This window comes from Leptospira abararensis (genome assembly GCF_016918735.1).
GTDB classification, from domain to species: Bacteria; Spirochaetota; Leptospiria; order Leptospirales; family Leptospiraceae; genus Leptospira_A; species Leptospira_A abararensis.
Genome location: NZ_JAFFPR010000031.1, coordinates 1 through 18,513, shown reverse-complemented (window position 1 = coordinate 18,513; position 18,513 = coordinate 1). Strand labels below are relative to the sequence as shown.

Below are 18,513 nucleotides of genomic sequence, written 5' to 3'. Positions count from 1 at the left end.
ATAAACCAAGAAAGGTTTCCAAAAAGCGTTACCCTTCTCCTGCAGCATAACCGTTACCCATGTCTTGAAGTCATACCCGACTCAATGTTTAATTCATAGAGTATCCAAGAGTAATATATTCAAAAATAATACTAGAAAAATTACAAATTTCACTATCTTAAAAAAAATCAGGAGTTATCTGAAAATGAGAAAAGGGTACCGCTTTTTTATGAATGCCACTTTAGAGCAGAAGGAATATTTAGAAAATATAGGTGTTGATATAAATGTAGGAATAAACTCTTATATTTTATTTGATGATGATTCAAATTTTTTAATAAAATCTACAGAATTAGCAAAAATTTCTGCGACTCCAGACAATGTTGCAGAATACTCAAATGAAGAAATAAATACCGCTAATTTTTTCCATATTGAACTTTCACAACAGCAAGGCTATCCGAAGCCTGAAAGTAAATACTTAGAAATTTTCTATGATTCTCAATTCAGGACTAAAGACGAAACTTATTTGCTTATACAGAAAGAAGATATTTCTGCAGGCCAGATTTCAAAATCGATAAAAGGTCTTTTTGGTATTCACTGGCTTTTTTCTGAAGTTTTTGCTGATAAAATTACTTATGAGAAATATTTAAAACCACTAGGAATAGAATTTCGACAAGTTTACAATGGAACAAGAAAACAATTAATTGAACAGATAGTTCAGCTTAAACCACAGGGCATTGCTTCAGAAAAATTAAAAAGTAATTATGAATACGAGATAATTGGTAAAAATAAAAGATATATTTTTGATTATCATATTCCTTTTCAAGGTTACTCAAAGAATATTGATTTTCATTATTTTGAAACCGAAGAACTATTTGGTTTCAATGATTACACATACAGATTACCTATGATTTCAAAATATTTGTATCAAGTCATAATAAAGAATAAAATCAAAGGATGCCGCTTTTTTCCTGTACTTATTGGCTAAATAAAATTTAGTTAACGATTAGAGCCTTAATCATATATTTACCAAATATAAACTATATAAAAACTGAATCGCTGCGCATAACTGACGCTAACCACTTCGCTTCGGGTCTCCGCCCTCGCTCGGTCTGCGACACATAGGCTTCTGGCACTCCCCTTGCCTGCGCAAGTGTCGTTCCAGTCCCTAACGTCCCCTACAGGGACTCAGGGCCAGCCTACGTCGGTTAGCTTGTTCGTTATACGCAAGGTCGCAAAATTTCATTCGATAATCAGAAATAATAAAAAATACAACTTGACCGTAATACAAATACGTGATACATCATAAAATATGATCAGTTTACGTCTACCACCAGAACTAGAAAGAAAATTAGATTCATTTGCCAAATCTGAAGGAAAAAGTCGTACAGAAATTGTAAAAGATTCTATTCTAGAATACATTAAAAATCGAGGCACTAATAAATCTCCCTTTGAACTTGGCTTAGATTTATTTGGTAAACATAATTCCGATATTATCGATTTAGCTCAAAATAGAAAAGAATACCTACACAAAGCAATTGGAAAGAAAAATGAAAAACGTCGCTCTCATTGATTCTGGTCCGATCATTGCCCTATTCAATTCAAAAGATAAATTTCACAATCCAACTTTAAAATTTCTAAAATCATATTCAGGTGAATTAATCTCCTCATGGCCTGTAGTTACTGAAGTTGTCTACCTACTATCTTTCTCCGTTGAAGCTCAATCTGATTTTCTAGAATGGATTGAAAGAGGGAGTATACACATAATCGATTTAGGTATAGAAGATCTTAAATATATCAAAAATCGAATGAGAAAATATTCGGATTTACCAATGGATTTAGCAGATGCTTCTTTAATGTGCATTTCAGAAAAAAAAGGAATCGAACGGATTATAAGCATTGATTCAGATTTTTCTATTTATAAAAACTTAAAGGGAAAGTATTTACAAAACCTCTTTAAGGTCTAAATGCGACCCAGCGTATAACAGCGTGGAAACGCTGCGCTTCGGCACAAGGCCTCGCTTGGGCTGCGCCACATTTCCCTTCTGTCACTCGTTTGCATCCGCAAACTACGTGCCAGTCCCTAACGTCCCGTCCGGGACTCAGGGTCGGGAAACGTCGTCTCCACTAGTTCGTTATGCGCAAGATTGCAAAAAAATTACTAAAAAAGAAAGAAAAGGAAAACATATGAAAAAAATTCTAGTTTTGATTAGTATTCTAGTAACTTTAGGTGCATGTAAACTAAAGGATTCAGTATCATCCGGTACTATTGAAAATCCAGACATGGAAAGCAATTTATCATCTGATTTAGCCGAATTTCAGCCTTACCTAGATACTTCAAACAAGATTGTTGATCTAGTTGCCGAAAATAATTTCAAATCTATAGTTATTGATTATTTTCCACCATTCGAAGGAAAGGAGGACTTTATAAAAAACTTTATTAAAGTCGAACAAACCATTTCTAACAATTATGGGAAATTCACATCTTACAAAAAGAAACAATGGAGTTTCACAAAAAAAATCGAAGACGAAGTTAAAATAATTCAATCTATTAAAATAGTTCATTTCAATAAAAGCAAAGCATATCTCTATTTAAATTTTCCAGAAGGAGTTCCAGGCAAAATTATCAGCTTCTATATTGATGATCCACCAGCTCCAAAGAAAATAATTAAATTAAATACTTCAACAACAACTGAATATAAGAAATAATTAGAATACTAATCGATTTTGTTTGATTTGTTCAAATTAAAGTGACTTCAAAAAATTTAGCATAGTAAAATTTGCAATAACAATGATTAAATGAAACATTAAAGTTTCTTAGTTTAAAAATAAAATTTTCTAAGACTAAATGCTAAAAAACTAGACTTGCAATCCAGCGCATAACAGCAACTAACCGCTGCGCTTCGGGACGAGCCCTCGCTTGGGCTGCGCCACATAGGCTTCTGGCACTCCCCTTGCATCCGCAAGTGTCGTTCCAGTCCCTAACGTCCCGTTCGGGACTCAGGGCCAGCCTACGTCGGTTAGTCTAGTTCGTTATACGTAATGCCGAAATAATTTTTACTAGACACAAACAAAAAAAAACGTAAGTTAGTCCACAAAAGGAAGCAAATGAAGTCTCTATTTTTTCTCTTTATCTTGATAATAAATTTCTCTATGTCATGTAGATCTATGGCTTATAAATGTTTTAGTGATAATGAGTGTCCAAATAATAATGGTAAATTTGTATCAAACAATCAACACAAAGATATTTACGAAGGGCAACTAGGAGTTCCTCCGGGTTTTAATTTACAAATCGATCCGCTTTTGCCGCATGGATTCGGTAAGATTACATACGGACCGCAAATTCCTGGAACAGAGAGAAGTTATAGCGAAGGTGATGTATATGAAGGTTATTGGGATTGGGATAAATTCAATTTTCCTAAGTATTCCGGAAAAGGAACTTATACTTATAAATCTGGTACAGTTATAGAAACTGAATGGAAAGACAGTAGCCCTTTGACTGGAGCCTTCGGAAAAAAGAAATTTCCAGACGGTACTGTTATATCTGGAATTTGGAATTCAAACGGCTATATTTGTATTGGAAACTGCACTAATGGTACCGGAACAGAAACAGCTGATTTCGGTGAGTGGTATACAAAAGGAACTTTTGTAAACAAACAAATTACGGAAGGAATTCAATATAATCCAGATTATCTAAGTGAAGGTAAATTTCGAGGAAACAGATTAGTCTCGGGTATTATCACATGTAAATCTAATAGGAATAGATGCAATAATCAAATTAGAAACTATTCATTAGATAATAGTGAATTTAGTTCAAATCAAATTAAAATTATTTACAAAGACTAAAAACTACCACTCAACAAAAGGCACTACGCATAACAGCGTGGAAACGCTTCGCTTCGGCACGAGGCCTCGCTTGGGCTGCGCCACATTCCCCTTCTGGCACTCGCTTGCATACGCAAGCTACGTGACCAGTCCCTAACGTCCCGTTCGGGACTCAGGGTCGGGAAACGTCGTCTCCACTAGTTCGTTATGCGCAATAGTATAAAAATAATCATAAAGAGACAAAAAAATGAATGAATCCTTCGCATGGACTTGCCCGTATTGTCAACGATACACAACCATTACTAATCCACAATATTCAACAAAGTATCATTATTTCGACAATAACAGTAAATATAAAAGTCAGTGCTTGATTTCAATTGTTATAGTTTGCCCAAATGAAAATTGTTGTGAAACTTCAATTGAAGCACGTCTATATAAAGCCCAATATAGTACTCAATCTTTCCAAGATGAAATTATTGGGGAGCCTATTTCTTCTTGGAAATTAAAACCAGAATCAAAGTATATTCCTCTCCCCGATTATATTCCTGATGTCTTAAAACAAGATTATGAGGAGGCTTCAAAAATTCTTGTATTAAGTCCTAAAGCTTCGGCAACGCTCTCTCGCCGATGCTTACAAGGAATGATACGCGATTTTTGGGGAATCAGAAAATCACGATTAGTTGACGAAATAAACGACCTACAAGGAAAAATTGACCCTCTAGTATGGGAAGCAATTGATGGACTTCGTAAAATTGGAAATATTGGAGCACATTTAGAAAAGGATATAAATATCATTGTGGATGTTGATCCCAATGAAGCAGAACTACTAATTAATCTATTGGAAACTCTTTTTAAAGAGTGGTATATTAATCGATTTAATAGAAAAGAACAATTACAGGCTATTATTGATGCAGCAAAAGCAAAAGGTAAATAGGCCAATATACTACTGCGCATAACAGCGACTTAACGCTTCGCTTCGGCACAAGGCCTCGCTCGGTCTGCGACACATAGGCTTCTGGCACTCCTCTTGCTTGCGCAAGCGTCGTTCCAGTCCCTAACGTCCCGTTCGGGACTCAGGGCCAGCCTACGTCGTTAAGGCTAGTTCGTTAGTCGCAATAGGTTAAAAATTAATTCTAAATAATAGATTTAAGAAAAAGGAAAAGAAATTGCAATTTACCTACTTAAAAAGCTTCTATTTAATAAATATATGCTATTTGAATGGGATCATAAGAAAAACGCCTCAAATCTAAGAAAACATAATATTTCATTCAATCAAGCCTCTGAAGTATTTCTAGATAAAGATGCTATATACATACAAGATGAAAAACATTCTGTAAATGAAGATAGGTGGCTAGTCATCGGAAAAGTTGAAAATTTTACCGTTGTAGTTGTTGTTTTTGTAGACAAATCTAATAAATCAGAGGAAAAATTAAGAATAATTTCTGCAAGACAGGCGAATAGAACTGAGGAGAATGAATATCTCCAAAGACTAGGTAAAGAATAGTTATGAAAAAAAATTACGACTTTTCAAAAGGCAAAAAAGGAATTTTTTACATTAAAGATAAAAAGGATATCCACCTACCAATTTATCTAGATAACGATATTGAAGAATATTTTTCGAAAATAGCTATTTCGAAAGGTAAAGATATAAATTCAATTATAAATAAAGTATTAAAAAAGGAAGTTGAACTACAAAAAGAACTTTCTGCATAACTGTTAGTTTCTAATTTCAAGTTCGCTTCATTTATCTAGTATTTATCAAGATGAAACTGGATTCTCTGATTTTCAATATTAGCTGATCAAATTTTTTAAATCCGACTCTCTTCTACAATTATTTAACTATAAAAAAACTTAGTAGAAATAATAAATATAATTATAAAATAACCTACTGCGACTAACAGCATGGAAACGCTGCGCTTCGGCACGAGGCCTCGCTTGGGCTGCGCCACATTTCCCTTCTGTCACTCGTTTGCATCCGCAAACTCCGTGCCAGTCCCTAACGTCCCGTTCGGGACTCAGGGTCGGGAAACGTCGTCTCCACTAGTTCGTTATACGCAAGCGGTCTAAAAAAAATATGAAAAAACAATTTCCTGGATATTACAAACAAACAGAGGAAGAAATCAAGAAAATCTGGAAAAAAGCACATCTTGTATTTGATACCAATATTTTACTAAATGTGTACAGATTTCCAGATGCATACTTCTCCTCGTTAGAAAAGATTATCAAAGCTTTTGAGAAAAAAATTTGGATACCTTTTATAGTTGCTCATGAATACAATAAAAACCGAGATAAAGTAATAAAAGATTCAATAGACTCATACAAACAAATATTGGATGAAATTGGCTTATCGAAAACAGTCTCCAAGCTTTCAGAACTATATCAAAACAGACATCCAACGATAAAAATAGAAGACCTGTCTACTTTACTAAACGATACTGAAACAAAAATAAAAGAATACCTTTCTGAATCTAAAAAGAAGCACTACGACTCAAACTTAATTCTTGAAAAAATATCAAATTTATTTGAGGGTTGTATCGGCGAAAAAATGTCTGAAAGTGAAACAGAACTACTTAGAGAAGAAGCTAAGAAAAGATATTTGAATAAAATACCCCCAGGTTATGCAGATTTAAAAAGCGAACCAGATAAATATAATGACTATCTGATTTGGAAATCAGTAATTACATATTCGAAAAAAATAAAATCCGATATAATATTTGTCACTGATGATAAAAAAGAGGATTGGTGGAAAATCTCAAAAAAAATACCACATCCAGAACTAATAAACGAATTTAAAGATCTTACCGAAAATAATATATTAATTTATAGTTCAAAGGAATTTATTGAACTATGCAAACATTATCTAAATACAGCGATATCTGATGATGAAATTAATACAATTAATAAGTTCATTACTGAACCAAAAATAATATATCCTTTAATAAAACCTATAATCTCTAGAAAATATTCAATATCAGAAGAAAGAAAAATAAACCACATGATTGAATGGTTTTACTCGGTATACTCAGATCCTGCCGATGGAGTACCATATGATAGCGAAGAAGGCGGATATCAATTCCATAATGGTGGACCATATGATGCTAGTGAAGAATTATTTGAAAAATTTCCTGATATGAATGAAGATTTATTAGAAGAGGCAGCTGAACGCATTTTTCAAGATAAAGGAATAATTGATTGGGCGAAACATGAAGATTACTAGACCGCCAGCGTATAACAGCATGGAAACGCTGCGCTTCGGCACGAGGCCTCGCTTGGGCTGCGCCACATTTCCCTTCTGTCACTCGTTTGCATCCGCAAACTCCGTGCCAGTCCCTAACGTCCCGTTAACGGGACTCAGGGTCGGGAAACGTCGTCTCCACTAGTTCGTTATGCGACAGTTTTGAAATCATATAAATATAAAAGGAAAACTTAATGAATAAAACACACGAACCAAAAGACATTGCACTTACAAATTTAACAGTAAATATCGAAAATCCTAGATATGAATTAGTTGGCAATCAGAGAGAAGCAATGCAGGTAATGATAGATGAACAGGAAGATAAAATTCTAGCTCTTGCAAACCATATTATAATCAAAGGATTAAATCCTTCCGACCTTTGTATTGTCACCCCTCATGAGACTGAAAAAGGAAAATACAATGTTTTAGAAGGAAATAGAAGAGTAGCAACGTTGAAGTTATTGTCAAATCCATTGGACATTAATATCGAAAAAAAATCTTTTCTGAATAAAATGAAAAAACTTCATGAATTATTCAAAAAAAATCCTATCCTATCAATATCTTGCATAGTATTTAAAGATCCAAAAGATGCTATCGAATGGATTAAACTTAAGCATACTGGTGAAAACGAGGGCGTAGGGACAGTCCGATGGGATGCCCAACAAGTTGCCAGATTTGATGAGCGGATAGAAGGAAAATCGAGTATATCTCTCCAAGCTATTGACTTTCTTAAAAAAAGCAATTTAGTTGAAAAAGAACTAAAAGGAAAGCTAAAGTCAGTTCCATCTTCGAGCTTAGATCGCTTATTAAGAGATCCATCAGTTCAAGACGTAGTCGGCATTAAAATTTCTAACGGAAATATCCAAACCGAACTAAAAGAAGAGGAAGTTATAAAAGGACTTCAGAAGATAGTCTCAGATTTAGCCGATAAGAAAATTAAAGTAAAAGACATTTATGAAAAAAAGGATAGAGAAAAATATCTATTAGAACACTTTAAAAAAACACATATACCAGATAAAAAGAACATATCAACTAAACCGTGGGAATTAGTATCTAATTCTACAACCAGCACTGGCACAGTAATTTCTAAAGCATTTAAGAAGGTAACGAAAACCTCATACGACAGAAAGAATGTGATACCAAAAGATTGTATAATAACAATAGGTAACAAAGAAAAACGAATTCACCAAATTTATCTAGAATTAAGAAATTTAGTAACTGCAGATTTCGTCAATAGCTCTGCTGTTCTTTTAAGAGTTTTCATAGAATTAAGTTTGGATGCATTCATAGAAAACAAAAAACTTTCAGGTATCTCTAAAAATGATGAACTGCATAAAAAAGCGGACAAAGTTGCGCAATTCCTGGAAGACAATCAATTTATGAATAAACATGAACTGAAGGCAATTCGAATAGCAGCTAGTAGTCAAAATAGTATTTTATCTGTAAATACATTTCATTCATATGTTCATAATAGACATTTTATCCCCTCGCCTCGAGACATTAATGTTGCGTGGGACAATCTACAATTATTCATTCAAAAACTTTGGGAAAATCTATAAATGCATTTTTATTCACCATTACGATATCCAGGTGGCAAAGGCAAATTATCTAGCCATATAGCCAATATATTTGAAGAAAATCTATTAAATGATGGCTATTACATTGAACCTTATGCGGGTGGCGCATCTGTTGCCTTATACTTATTGTTTCAAGAATATAGCGGAAGGATATTAATTAATGATTTCGATCGTTCGATATACGCATTCTGGTATTCAGTTCTAAATCATACGGAAGACTTAATTAAATTAATTACTGACACAAAAGTAAATTTAAAAAATTGGGACAAACTAAAACAAATTCAAATAAATAAAAAAAAGGAAGATCTACTCACATTAGGGTTTTCAACTTTCTATCTAAACCGAAGTAATAGATCGGGAATAATTTCCGCCGGTATGATTGGTGGACGGCAACAAAACGGTGATTGGAAAATAGACGCAAGATTTAATAAAAAAGATCTGATTAGTAGAATTGAGAAAATAGCACTTTACAGAAATCGCATAGACCTAAAAAATCTGGATGCATTAAAACTGATACAGAATTTGCCTAAAAAATATTCTAGTAAGTCCCTTATTTACTTTGACCCACCTTATTACAATAAAGGAAAAGACTTATACATTAATCATTACTCAGAAGATGATCATAAGAATGTTTCATCGAAAATAAAACAGATTGAAAAATTCAAATGGCTAGTAACCTATGATTCCGTTCAACCTATTAAAAAACTATACAAACCCTTTCGGCAAATCGAATACTCTATTAATTATAGTGCATCCAATTTAATAAAGAGCGGTAATGAATTAGCAATTTTTAGCAATTCTTTATATATCTCTAAAAAAACTAAAAGTCTATTCAAAAACAAAACCGTCGCATAACAGCGCCTTAACGCTTCGCTTCGGCACAAGGCCTCGCTCGGTCTGCGACACATAGGCTTCTGGCACTCCCCTTGCTTACGCAAGTATCGTTCCAGTCCCTAACGTCCCGTTACCGGGACTCAGGGTCAGCCTACGTCGTTAAGGCTAGTTCGTTATACGACATTTTTTCATTATTAATTAAAACGTAAAAAAAAGAAGGATTAAAACTAAGCGAAATGGAAATTAAAAAACTTACTTTAAATGAAATAGAAATAGAATTAGCTAAGTATGACATTAAACGAAATTATTCATCTTTTTCAGAAGATGACAATGGATTTGATTTAAATTACCTTACCAGTTTAATTGAAACAGAAAAAAAATCTATTCTAGGAATTGATATCTACCAGTATTCACAGTTCGAAGAGCCATTTCAGCATTATATCCCTATAATTTTTAAAATATTGATGAATGTAACAATCGCAAGTATCACAAAATACGATTCTCTACTCTTCCAAAAACATATTATAGATTCAAAATTGAAGATACATTTCATTGATACGGGAGATGGAGGCTTTTTCGTATTTGACAATCCCTTATTATCATTAGCATTTGCTATCCACTTTCAAGAGGCCTTAACAAACTACAACACTTACCATCTATATAGGAAACTTCGCATCAATATAGGCGAAATATATTTGAGATTTTCAATAACACATGATACCCTTTTTCAGTTAGATAACAATTTTTATGGAGCATCAATAATAAATAATTCCCGAATTCTATCGAAGGATAAATTAAACAGATGCCTCTATGACCAAAATACACACGACTGGTTTTTAAAATACTTTAACGGTATTGATCAACTGGCCTATATTTCAGATAAAGATTTAAGGAAAGTCGCTGTCTTCAAAGATTACAATTTTGAAAATCTTTCGAAAATCGAATTATCAGCATTATCCAAGCAAGGGTCAAATGGCATTCAAACTTATGGAATACAAAATGTATACTCACAAAAAATAGGTTTAATAAAATCAAAAAATAAATTTATCTCTATATATAATTTACAAATTAATTTTTTATATTCAATACACAACGAACAAAAAACTGAATCGCAAGATATAACTTCAACGTTAGGAAATTTAAACACAACTGGTCTAAATGTTTAAAAAAAACGTCGTATAACAGCGCCTTAACGCTTCGCTTCGGGTCTTCGCCCTCGCTCGGTCTGCGACACATAGGCTTCTGGCACTCCCCTTGCCTTCGCAAGTGTCGTTCCAGTCCCTAACGTCCCGTTGGGACTCAGGGCCAGCCTACGTCGTTAAGGCTAGTTCGTTAAGCGAAATCGCCGAAACAAATATTACAAATTTACAAATATGTTTAAACTAAAACTCTTTTTAATTTCAATCTTGGAAATTTATAAAACCTATAGGATATTAATAAATATCGTTTTATTTTCTATTATTGGATTTTACTTCGGTCTCTCGATTATCGCGCAAAGCTTTAAATGGGAAATAGGAAAAATATTAAAAAACGATATATTAAATTTCTTCGGATCATTATTTACTGTCTTAGGGTCTCTCTCCGCTGTTAGCAATTTCATAACTACGGCCGCAACCGACAAAATTTTACGAACTATCCTAGAACAAAAAATTTGCGAATTAATTTCCCAATCTTCTATTTCCTCAGACCAAAAAATATCAAATTATATTAATAATGAAAAATATAAAGCATCATCGATTCGGATTCTAAATTCATATTATAACCAGCTTTTTGAGACAAGAGATGAATTTCGCTTCGATTTTCAAGGATCTCAAAGACTTCTCCAAGAAATCAAGTATTCTGAAAACATAGATCCGGTAGAATTTCTTTACCTAAAATTGAGATTTTACTCAGAATATTCCTGGCATTGGGATGATTTTGTCAATACAGTTAAGTTTGAATATACAAAGAATCCAAATTCAGTCAAAGAAAGTATTTGGAGATTCATTTCATTTAAAGAAAATATTCCAGTTGATCAAAAGGAAACAAAGGTAATGGAATATTTGCATGAATCAATCCACTCCAGTGAATCTATTTTTGAAAAAATAATCGATGCTGAAACAACGTTAAGTGATAAGGAACTATTTAATCATATACTAAGTAAAACGTATATCAATTCAGAATACAATCCAATAAATGAAATAAAGAAACATAAGGGACCAGTATTACTTATAAAGAACGAAGAAAAATACTCCTCTTGGTGGAAAAAAATTGACGAAATAGTTAAACCCAAATTATTAAAACAAAATAAAATAACTGCTGAAGAATATACTGATTTTGAAACTAGAAAAGATATTGAGAAGAAAAATAAAAAGATTCTCACTCAACCTTTCTTTTCGGCTATAAAAAAATCTCCTATTATAAATAATTTTTTAGAATTTCTCAATCAGTCACCTGTCTTCTACTTTGATACTAGAGATTTACCACCAGAATTTAGCAGTAATCCAAATAAATATATACAAAACAAATTAAAACCGATAGCAAAGAAAACACACAGCGATTTAGCCGACTTCATTAAAAAAGAATATAAAGTCAAAACCTTACCAAAAAAAGAATTAGTGATGAATTATCAGCTCATTCCTTTTAGCACTGAGAAAATGCTAATTCAAGTAAACGCAGAGGATTTTCCAAAACCAATTCAAAAATTATTAATTTCAACTATGTTAAGTTATGATCAGAAGAAAAAACTAGTTCGCTCCCATATAATAGAAACCAAGAGGTTTATTCAGGAAATTTCACCTTTCTCGCTCGCATCAAAGGCTATCGAGCAAGTTAAAATTGAAGATCTTAGAAAATCGGAAAATGTTCTGCTTAAAGAATTAAACCTAAAGAAAAATGGCTCTATTAACTTGCGAGGCCTAAAGAATATAATTGAAAATGAACCGAATTTCGACTCGATTATTATTATTATTGAAAGGAAACTAAAGGCGCTTAAACTTCCCATTAAAAGAAATGAGCTCAAGAAAGTTTTCATGGAAATTCTAAGTAATTCAAAAAGAATCCAAGACAAAATTTCTAAGTAATGTTGTCGGCGACTTCGCTTAACAGCGACTAACCGCTTCGCTTCGGGACGAGCCCTCGCTTGGGCTACGCCACATAGGCTTCTGGCACTCCCCTTGCATTCGCAAGTGTCGTTCCAGTCCCTAACGTCCCGTTCGGGACTCAGGGCCAGCCTACGTCAGTTAGTCTAGTTCGTTATACGAAATGCCCGAAAAACCGATTTAAAACCGAAATTTAATAAGTTTAAGCAAAAAAGAGAGGAAAGTATTCTAGAAAGCTCAATTTTCCAGCACAACTCAACTTGACTTTATAAGCAAATTCATGATAACATGGGCCTATGGATTACAAATCTAGATTAACATCATCACCGGAAGTTTTACTTGGGAAGCCTGTGATTAAAAATACTAGAATCGCAGTTGATTTCATTCTGGAAAGGCTCGGGGATGGAATGTCAATTGAACATATTCTAGAAGCTTACCCTTCAATCGAGAAAGAAGATATTCTTGCATGTATCTCTTATTCTAGCGATGTAATTAGCAGAGAAAGCTTGCTTGCAAGTTAAAATACTTGCTGACGAAAATGTCGATTTTCGTTTAATAAAATTTTTAAGAAATTCTGGACCCACAGTTTTCTCTGTTCTAGAAGAACATAAAGGTATTTCTGATATTCAAGTTATTAACTTAGCAATCTCACTAAAAGCAGTCATTCTAACTTTAGACAAAGATTTTGGAGAATGGGTCTTTTCACATAAAGAATATTCAAATGGAATTATTTTCCTAAGATATAGCCCAAATGAATATAATGAAATCTTTAAAGCCTTAAACTTTCTTCTTCAAAAAAATTCAGATGAAATATATGGAAAGTTTATCGTGCTTTCAAAGAGCAAGGTTCGAATTAGAGATATTCACTTATAACTTAACTTCTGGCCCTTCGTATAACAGCAACTAACCGCTGCGCTTCGGGACGAGCCCTCGCTTGGGCTGCGCCACATAGGCTTCTGGCACTCCTCTTGCTTACGCAAGCGTCGTTCCAGTCCCTAACGTCCCGTAACCGGGACTCAGGGCCAGCATACGTCGGTTAGTCTAGTTCGTTATTTGCAATGGCGGAAAATTATATAAGGAAAATATGCCACTATTTGAAATACACAACCAAAAATTGACGCAAGCTAAATCAATAAATTTTGCTCTGGAAAAGGAACTTCAGTCAATAATCGAACAAAATCTAGAAATTGTTTTTAATTCGAAATTTATAGCTTCTGAATTTTCTACTGGTGCTGAACATGCAGGAAGAATCGATACTCTTGCATTATCAGAAGATAATAACCCTGTTATTATCGAATATAAAAAAGTTGAATCTTCCGAATTGATTAATCAAAGCTTATATTATCTTTCCTGGATTAGAGATCACAAAGGTGATTTTCAGATCGCAGTAAATAAAACATTGGGAAATGAAACTGAAATAGATTGGAATGATATCAGGGTTATTTGTATTGCTCCAGGGTATAAAAAATATGATCTTCATGCAGTCCAAATGATGGGTGCAAATATTGAACTTTGGCAATATCGACTTTACGATAATAGCAATATTTATTTAGAAGAAGTATTCAAAAGAAGAACCGTTTTATCAAACTTAACAGCTATTGAACAAAATAAAAATCCGATAATGGTTGAAGCAGGAAAAAAAGCTGCGTTAACTAGACTAACGGGTCAATATACATTCGATGAACATTTAGAAGGAATTGATAATAATCTTAAGACTTGGATTCTAGAATTGCGGGAATTCATTCTCAATATAGATGAGTCTATAGAAGAAAGTCCTAAAAAATATTACATAGCATATAAAATTACTCAAAATTTTGTCTGTATTGAAATTAAAAAAAATAAAGTAACTTTATATCTTAAGCTCAATCCTAAAAATATTTCTATCCCTGAAAATGGACGAGATGTTACTTCTCTTGGACACCAAGGAACTGGAGATTTTGAACTAAATATTTCAAATGAAAAACAACTCGAAGAAGCAAAGAAATTAATAAAAGAAGCTTACAATAACATTGGTTGATAATACCGCCACTGCAAATAACAGCGCCTTAACGCTTCGCTTCGGGTCAAGCCCTCGCTCGGTCTGCGACACATAGGCTTCTGGCACTCCCCTTGCCTGCGCAAGTGTCGTGACCAGTCCCAAACGTCCCGTTCCGGGACTCAGGGCCAGCCTACGTCGGTTAGCCTAGTTCGTTATACGAAAGGCGTAAAAATGCAATTTACTTAATAGTTTAAAACCTACGTAATTAAAGATTAGATCGATGCTAGAGTTAATACCAGTAATTGAGATTGGATACAACAACCAGGGAGTAGAGGTCCCTAACAAATATCCCTATTGGGCTTATTCTGCGCTGTGGGATAAATATCATTCTGATTGCCATACTCAGGCAGGCTTCGTTAACAGTTTCAACCCATATTTGGCTGGCTCTTCGTTCTATCGCTTATCAGAAATTACGGATATCAATTTAACTAAACTCATTATTGACCACACAAAAGATTTAAGAGAACGCAAATTTGAGAGGGAACAAGCCAATGCGTTCTTTGGTGGTTATGTTCTACGTATTGACGGACAGGATAAATATTACCCTCAATGTTGTGGCGATTTATCTGACATAAAGTATTGGGAAAATTTAGTAAATAAAAAAGAATGTGGCTTCTATTCGGGACACCCAGAACCGAAGGTAAAGATAAAAGAAAAGATAATTACTTTTGATTTCACGGTCGATGAGTTTGGCGAATGTTTTTCACCAACACCAGAAGAGAATATAATTCAATTTGATATTCTTTCTTTAAAAAAAGCAATCGAAATTGTAAAGAGAGAACTTTCTCTTTTTGAACAAAAGATTAATATAATTAATAAAAGAGAAAACCTAAATATTGAAAATATTGGCGGACTTTTAATCTGGGATAATACAAATTACGAATAGTAAAATCCGAATTGTTCACAAAAACTTGAGTAACATATAAAAAAAATAGTATGATGATATTGCTCAATAAAAAAATCTATATTAATTGCATTGCTCTTATTAATTACGCCCTTCGTATAACAGCGGGGAAACGCTTCGCTTCGGCACAAGGCCTCGCTTGGGCTATGCCACATTCCTCTCCGTCACGCTTCTTGCTCTGCAAGAAGGCGCGCCGACGCTAACGCCTCTGCGAGGCTCAGCTACGAGGAACGTCGTCTCCCCTAGTTCGTTATACGACATAGCCTAAAAAATAAGCTGTAACATTAAAATTTGCGAAATAGGAAGGGAAAAAAACAATAATTGCGTAATCAACCCATATTCAAGTTACAATTTCCTTTAACTTTCCGGAAAAAATTCAGAAATTTCTGATTGAAAGTGATTACACAATGTTACAACATTGTTATTACAGGCTAAATATGTTAAAAAAATTAGTACAACACGGGAACAGCTCCGCTTTAGTTATTGAGAAACCGATTCTTGAACTTTTAAAAATTGATCAAAACTCGACTCTCGAAGTTACTACTGATGGCAAATCTTTGATTATCAAACCAATAGAAAAGAGTATTACAAAATCTCTTGAAAAAATTAATAAAGCTCACGGCAAAACACTCAAAAAACTTGCCCAATAATGCTGGATGAAACTATATTCCTCTCCATTGAGGATGTAATTCTTATACATAAAAATCAAATCGAACTCTATGGCGGAGCAAATGACATTCGTGATCACGGACTTTTAGAATCGGCCATTAACCAACCAATGGCCACTTTTGATGGTATCAGTTTACACCCTTCTCTATTTGATAAAGCAGCTGCCTATTTATATTACTTATGCAAAAATCATCCTTTTTTGGATGGGAATAAACGAGTTGCATTGGCTTCTTCATTAGTCTTTCTCGATATTAACGGATACGAAATACTTGATCCAAATGAAATCTTATATAACTTCGTAATTGGAGTCGCAGAAGGACAATACAAGTTAGAAGAGATTAAGAAAATATTAGAATCTCTAGCTAAACTTAATATCTAACAATAGACTACGTCGTATAACAGCATGGAAACGCTGCGCTTCGGCACGAGGCCTCGCCTGAACCAATTTAGTTAATTTATAGAACTTTATATAAGGAGATTTTTAAATGAAAACTTGTTTTGTAATAATGGGATATGGAATCAAAACAGACTATTCAACAGGTCGAGAATTAGACCTAGACAAAACTTACAAAAATATCATTAAGCCCGTTGTAGAAGAATCTGGTTTCGAGTGCATAAGGGCAGACGAAATTAGACATTCAGGAACCATAGATTTACATATGTATAAACTCCTTTTTGAAGCTGATATCGTGATAGCTGACTTATCGACATCAAATCCTAATGCAATGTATGAATTGGGAGTTCGGCATGGATTAAAACCGTATACAACTATTGCGATTGCGGAAAAGGATCTTAAATATCCATTCGACTTAAATCATACAGTTATAAGGCAATACGAACATTTAGGAAAAGACATTGGCTACGACGAAGTACTGCGTTTTAAAGACGAATTAAAGCAAACCATATTAGAAATTTCCGAAAAAAACAATGTTGATAGTCCCGTTTATACTTTCCTCCAGTCTCTTAAGCCACCAGAGCTAATGGAAACTTTAATCGTAGAAAATGAGAAAAAGGGAGAAACGTTAAGAGAAATTATTGACAATGGATTGTTTTTGTTAAACGAAAAGAAAGATTTTATAAAAGCGAAAGAGCAATTTGCAAAAGCTCTAGAAATCGATAATAACAATTCGTATCTCATCCAGAAACTTACATTATCAACCTATAAATCAAAAATACCTACAGAAGCAGATTCACTTGATAATGCTTTAGATATAATAGAAAAATTAAATCCCTCGACTACAACAGACCCAGAAACAATTGGACTAATGGGAGCGATTTGGAAAAGGAAATTTACCTTATCAAATGATATAGAAATGCTTAACAAATCTTTAATGTACTATGAAAAAGGATTTTATTTAAAGAATGATTATTATAACGGTATAAATCTTGCCTTCTTATATAATCAACGTGCCTATCTAAGCACAAACAAAAATGAAACTACAACAGATAATACCATAGCTGAAAGAATTAGGCTCAAAGTAATAAAACTTTGCCTTGATCTTATGAATACTAATTTCGAAAATAGAAATGATAAATACTGGATTTACGCAACACTACAAGAAGGTTACTTTGCTATAGGAAACCTACCTCAATCCGAAATTTACAAGCAACATGCTCTGGAATTTGTAGAAGGAGAATGGCAACTTGATTCAACAAATCATCAAATTGAAAAATTAAAAATATTCTTAAACAAGAAATAGAGAGAATAATAATGGGCCATAAATGTTTTATATCATTCAAAACTGAAGATTCTAAATATAAAAAGGAAATTACAGACAATCTTGATATTGACTTCATCGATAAATCATTAAATGAACCGATAAAATCAGACGATGAGGACTATATACTTCAAAAGATAAGAAGTGATTATTTGGCTGATTCAAGTGTAATTATTTTTTTAATCGGCGAAAAAAGTGCTGAAAACCTGGGAAAAGAAGAACAAAAGTTTATAAAACGAGAATTACAAGCCTCCTTATATAATGGAAAAGGAAATACAAGAAATGGCTTACTCGGGGTAGTTCTTCCGAATATGTATTCAAAAATTTACCGAGGATCTAATATCTGTTCTTTCTGCGATAAAGAACATAATCTGATAGCAATAAACGATTCTATAGTCATTAAAGAATTTTCTTATAATTATTATATTCCGAATGAAAAATGTTCACACGCAGAAGATGACAGATATTGCGTCTTAGTCAAATGGGAAGATTTCAAAGAGGATCCTGAAAAATATATAGAGAAAGCGTTCGAGAAAAGATCTCACCCAATTTCAAAAAAGGTAAAAGTTTATCCCTAATCTGTACAGATACAGTATTCGCCTTACACAATCCTCTAATTTAATTTAGATTATTGATTTTTTTCCTGTGTTAATTCTC

The 18,513-nt window shown here is 33.5% G+C and carries 21 protein-coding genes; all 21 read left to right on the top strand.

The window, feature by feature from the left end:
* The first annotated feature begins 184 nt into the window (after window positions 1–184).
* Window positions 185–964 carry a hypothetical protein gene (locus tag JWG40_RS10350; RefSeq protein WP_205285736.1) on the top strand — a complete coding sequence of 260 codons (780 nt, stop codon included), beginning with the start codon at window positions 185–187 and terminating at the stop codon, window positions 962–964.
* A gap of 324 nt (window positions 965–1,288) precedes the next feature.
* Window positions 1,289–1,549 carry a ribbon-helix-helix protein, CopG family gene (locus JWG40_RS10345; protein ID WP_205268765.1) on the top strand — a complete coding sequence of 87 codons (261 nt, stop codon included), beginning with the start codon at window positions 1,289–1,291 and terminating at the stop codon, window positions 1,547–1,549.
* Window positions 1,527–1,943 carry a type II toxin-antitoxin system VapC family toxin gene (locus JWG40_RS10340; protein WP_205285735.1) on the top strand — a complete coding sequence of 139 codons (417 nt, stop codon included), beginning with the start codon at window positions 1,527–1,529 and terminating at the stop codon, window positions 1,941–1,943. The genes JWG40_RS10345 and JWG40_RS10340 overlap by 23 nt, the downstream gene beginning before the upstream one ends.
* A gap of 220 nt (window positions 1,944–2,163) precedes the next feature.
* The gene (locus JWG40_RS10335) at window positions 2,164–2,685 is read left to right on the top strand and encodes a hypothetical protein (RefSeq protein WP_205285734.1); all 522 of its coding nucleotides are present in this window, start codon (window positions 2,164–2,166) and stop codon (window positions 2,683–2,685) included.
* A 399-nt stretch (window positions 2,686–3,084) separates the two neighbouring features.
* Entirely contained in the window at window positions 3,085–3,822 is a 738-nt protein-coding gene (locus JWG40_RS10330; RefSeq protein WP_205285733.1) for an MORN repeat-containing protein, read from the top strand.
* Window positions 3,823–4,048: 226 nt separating this feature from the next.
* Window positions 4,049–4,735: a DUF4145 domain-containing protein gene (locus tag JWG40_RS10325; RefSeq protein ID WP_205285732.1), complete on the top strand. Its 687-nt coding sequence runs from the start codon at window positions 4,049–4,051 to the stop codon at window positions 4,733–4,735.
* 273 nt (window positions 4,736–5,008) lie between these two features.
* A complete protein-coding gene (locus tag JWG40_RS10320; RefSeq protein ID WP_205285731.1) occupies window positions 5,009–5,305 on the top strand; it encodes a BrnT family toxin in 297 nt (98 codons plus the stop codon).
* 2 nt (window positions 5,306–5,307) lie between these two features.
* Window positions 5,308–5,514, top strand: coding sequence for a hypothetical protein (locus tag JWG40_RS10315; protein WP_002975852.1), 207 nt, complete (start codon window positions 5,308–5,310; stop codon window positions 5,512–5,514).
* Between the two features lie 361 nt (window positions 5,515–5,875).
* Window positions 5,876–7,018 carry a PIN domain-containing protein gene (locus JWG40_RS10310; protein WP_205285730.1) on the top strand — a complete coding sequence of 381 codons (1,143 nt, stop codon included), beginning with the start codon at window positions 5,876–5,878 and terminating at the stop codon, window positions 7,016–7,018.
* Between the two features lie 212 nt (window positions 7,019–7,230).
* Complete coding sequence (locus JWG40_RS10305; RefSeq protein ID WP_205285729.1) at window positions 7,231–8,595, top strand: hypothetical protein; 1,365 nt, start codon at window positions 7,231–7,233, stop codon at window positions 8,593–8,595.
* Window positions 8,596–9,468, top strand: a complete 873-nt coding sequence (locus JWG40_RS10300) for a DNA adenine methylase (RefSeq protein WP_205285728.1) — start codon at window positions 8,596–8,598, stop codon at window positions 9,466–9,468.
* A 215-nt stretch (window positions 9,469–9,683) separates the two neighbouring features.
* On the top strand, window positions 9,684–10,613 hold the full coding sequence (locus JWG40_RS10295; RefSeq protein ID WP_205285727.1) for a hypothetical protein: 930 nt from the start codon (window positions 9,684–9,686) through the stop codon (window positions 10,611–10,613).
* 207 nt (window positions 10,614–10,820) lie between these two features.
* Window positions 10,821–12,509 (top strand): hypothetical protein, encoded by a 1,689-nt coding sequence (locus tag JWG40_RS10290; protein WP_205285726.1) that lies wholly within the window; start codon window positions 10,821–10,823, stop codon window positions 12,507–12,509.
* A gap of 314 nt (window positions 12,510–12,823) precedes the next feature.
* Window positions 12,824–13,048, top strand: a complete 225-nt coding sequence (locus JWG40_RS10285; protein ID WP_205285725.1) for a DUF433 domain-containing protein — start codon at window positions 12,824–12,826, stop codon at window positions 13,046–13,048.
* On the top strand, window positions 13,038–13,400 hold the full coding sequence (locus JWG40_RS10280) for a DUF5615 family PIN-like protein (protein ID WP_205285724.1): 363 nt from the start codon (window positions 13,038–13,040) through the stop codon (window positions 13,398–13,400). Before JWG40_RS10285 ends, JWG40_RS10280 begins: the two co-directional genes overlap by 11 nt.
* A 211-nt stretch (window positions 13,401–13,611) precedes the next feature.
* Window positions 13,612–14,544, top strand: coding sequence for a DUF5655 domain-containing protein (locus JWG40_RS10275; RefSeq protein ID WP_205285723.1), 933 nt, complete (start codon window positions 13,612–13,614; stop codon window positions 14,542–14,544).
* Window positions 14,545–14,785: 241 nt separating this feature from the next.
* Entirely contained in the window at window positions 14,786–15,451 is a 666-nt protein-coding gene (locus JWG40_RS10270; protein ID WP_205285722.1) for a hypothetical protein, read from the top strand.
* 455 nt (window positions 15,452–15,906) lie between these two features.
* Window positions 15,907–16,119 carry an AbrB/MazE/SpoVT family DNA-binding domain-containing protein gene (locus JWG40_RS10265; protein WP_015683108.1) on the top strand — a complete coding sequence of 71 codons (213 nt, stop codon included), beginning with the start codon at window positions 15,907–15,909 and terminating at the stop codon, window positions 16,117–16,119.
* Window positions 16,119–16,517, top strand: a complete 399-nt coding sequence (locus tag JWG40_RS10260) for a type II toxin-antitoxin system death-on-curing family toxin (RefSeq protein WP_205285721.1) — start codon at window positions 16,119–16,121, stop codon at window positions 16,515–16,517. The genes JWG40_RS10265 and JWG40_RS10260 overlap by 1 nt, the downstream gene beginning before the upstream one ends.
* Window positions 16,518–16,623: 106 nt before the next feature.
* Entirely contained in the window at window positions 16,624–17,838 is a 1,215-nt protein-coding gene (locus JWG40_RS10255) for a TRAFs-binding domain-containing protein (protein ID WP_205285720.1), read from the top strand.
* Between the two features lie 11 nt (window positions 17,839–17,849).
* Window positions 17,850–18,434, top strand: a complete 585-nt coding sequence (locus JWG40_RS10250; RefSeq protein ID WP_205285719.1) for a TIR domain-containing protein — start codon at window positions 17,850–17,852, stop codon at window positions 18,432–18,434.
* The last annotated feature ends 79 nt before the right edge of the window (window positions 18,435–18,513 follow it).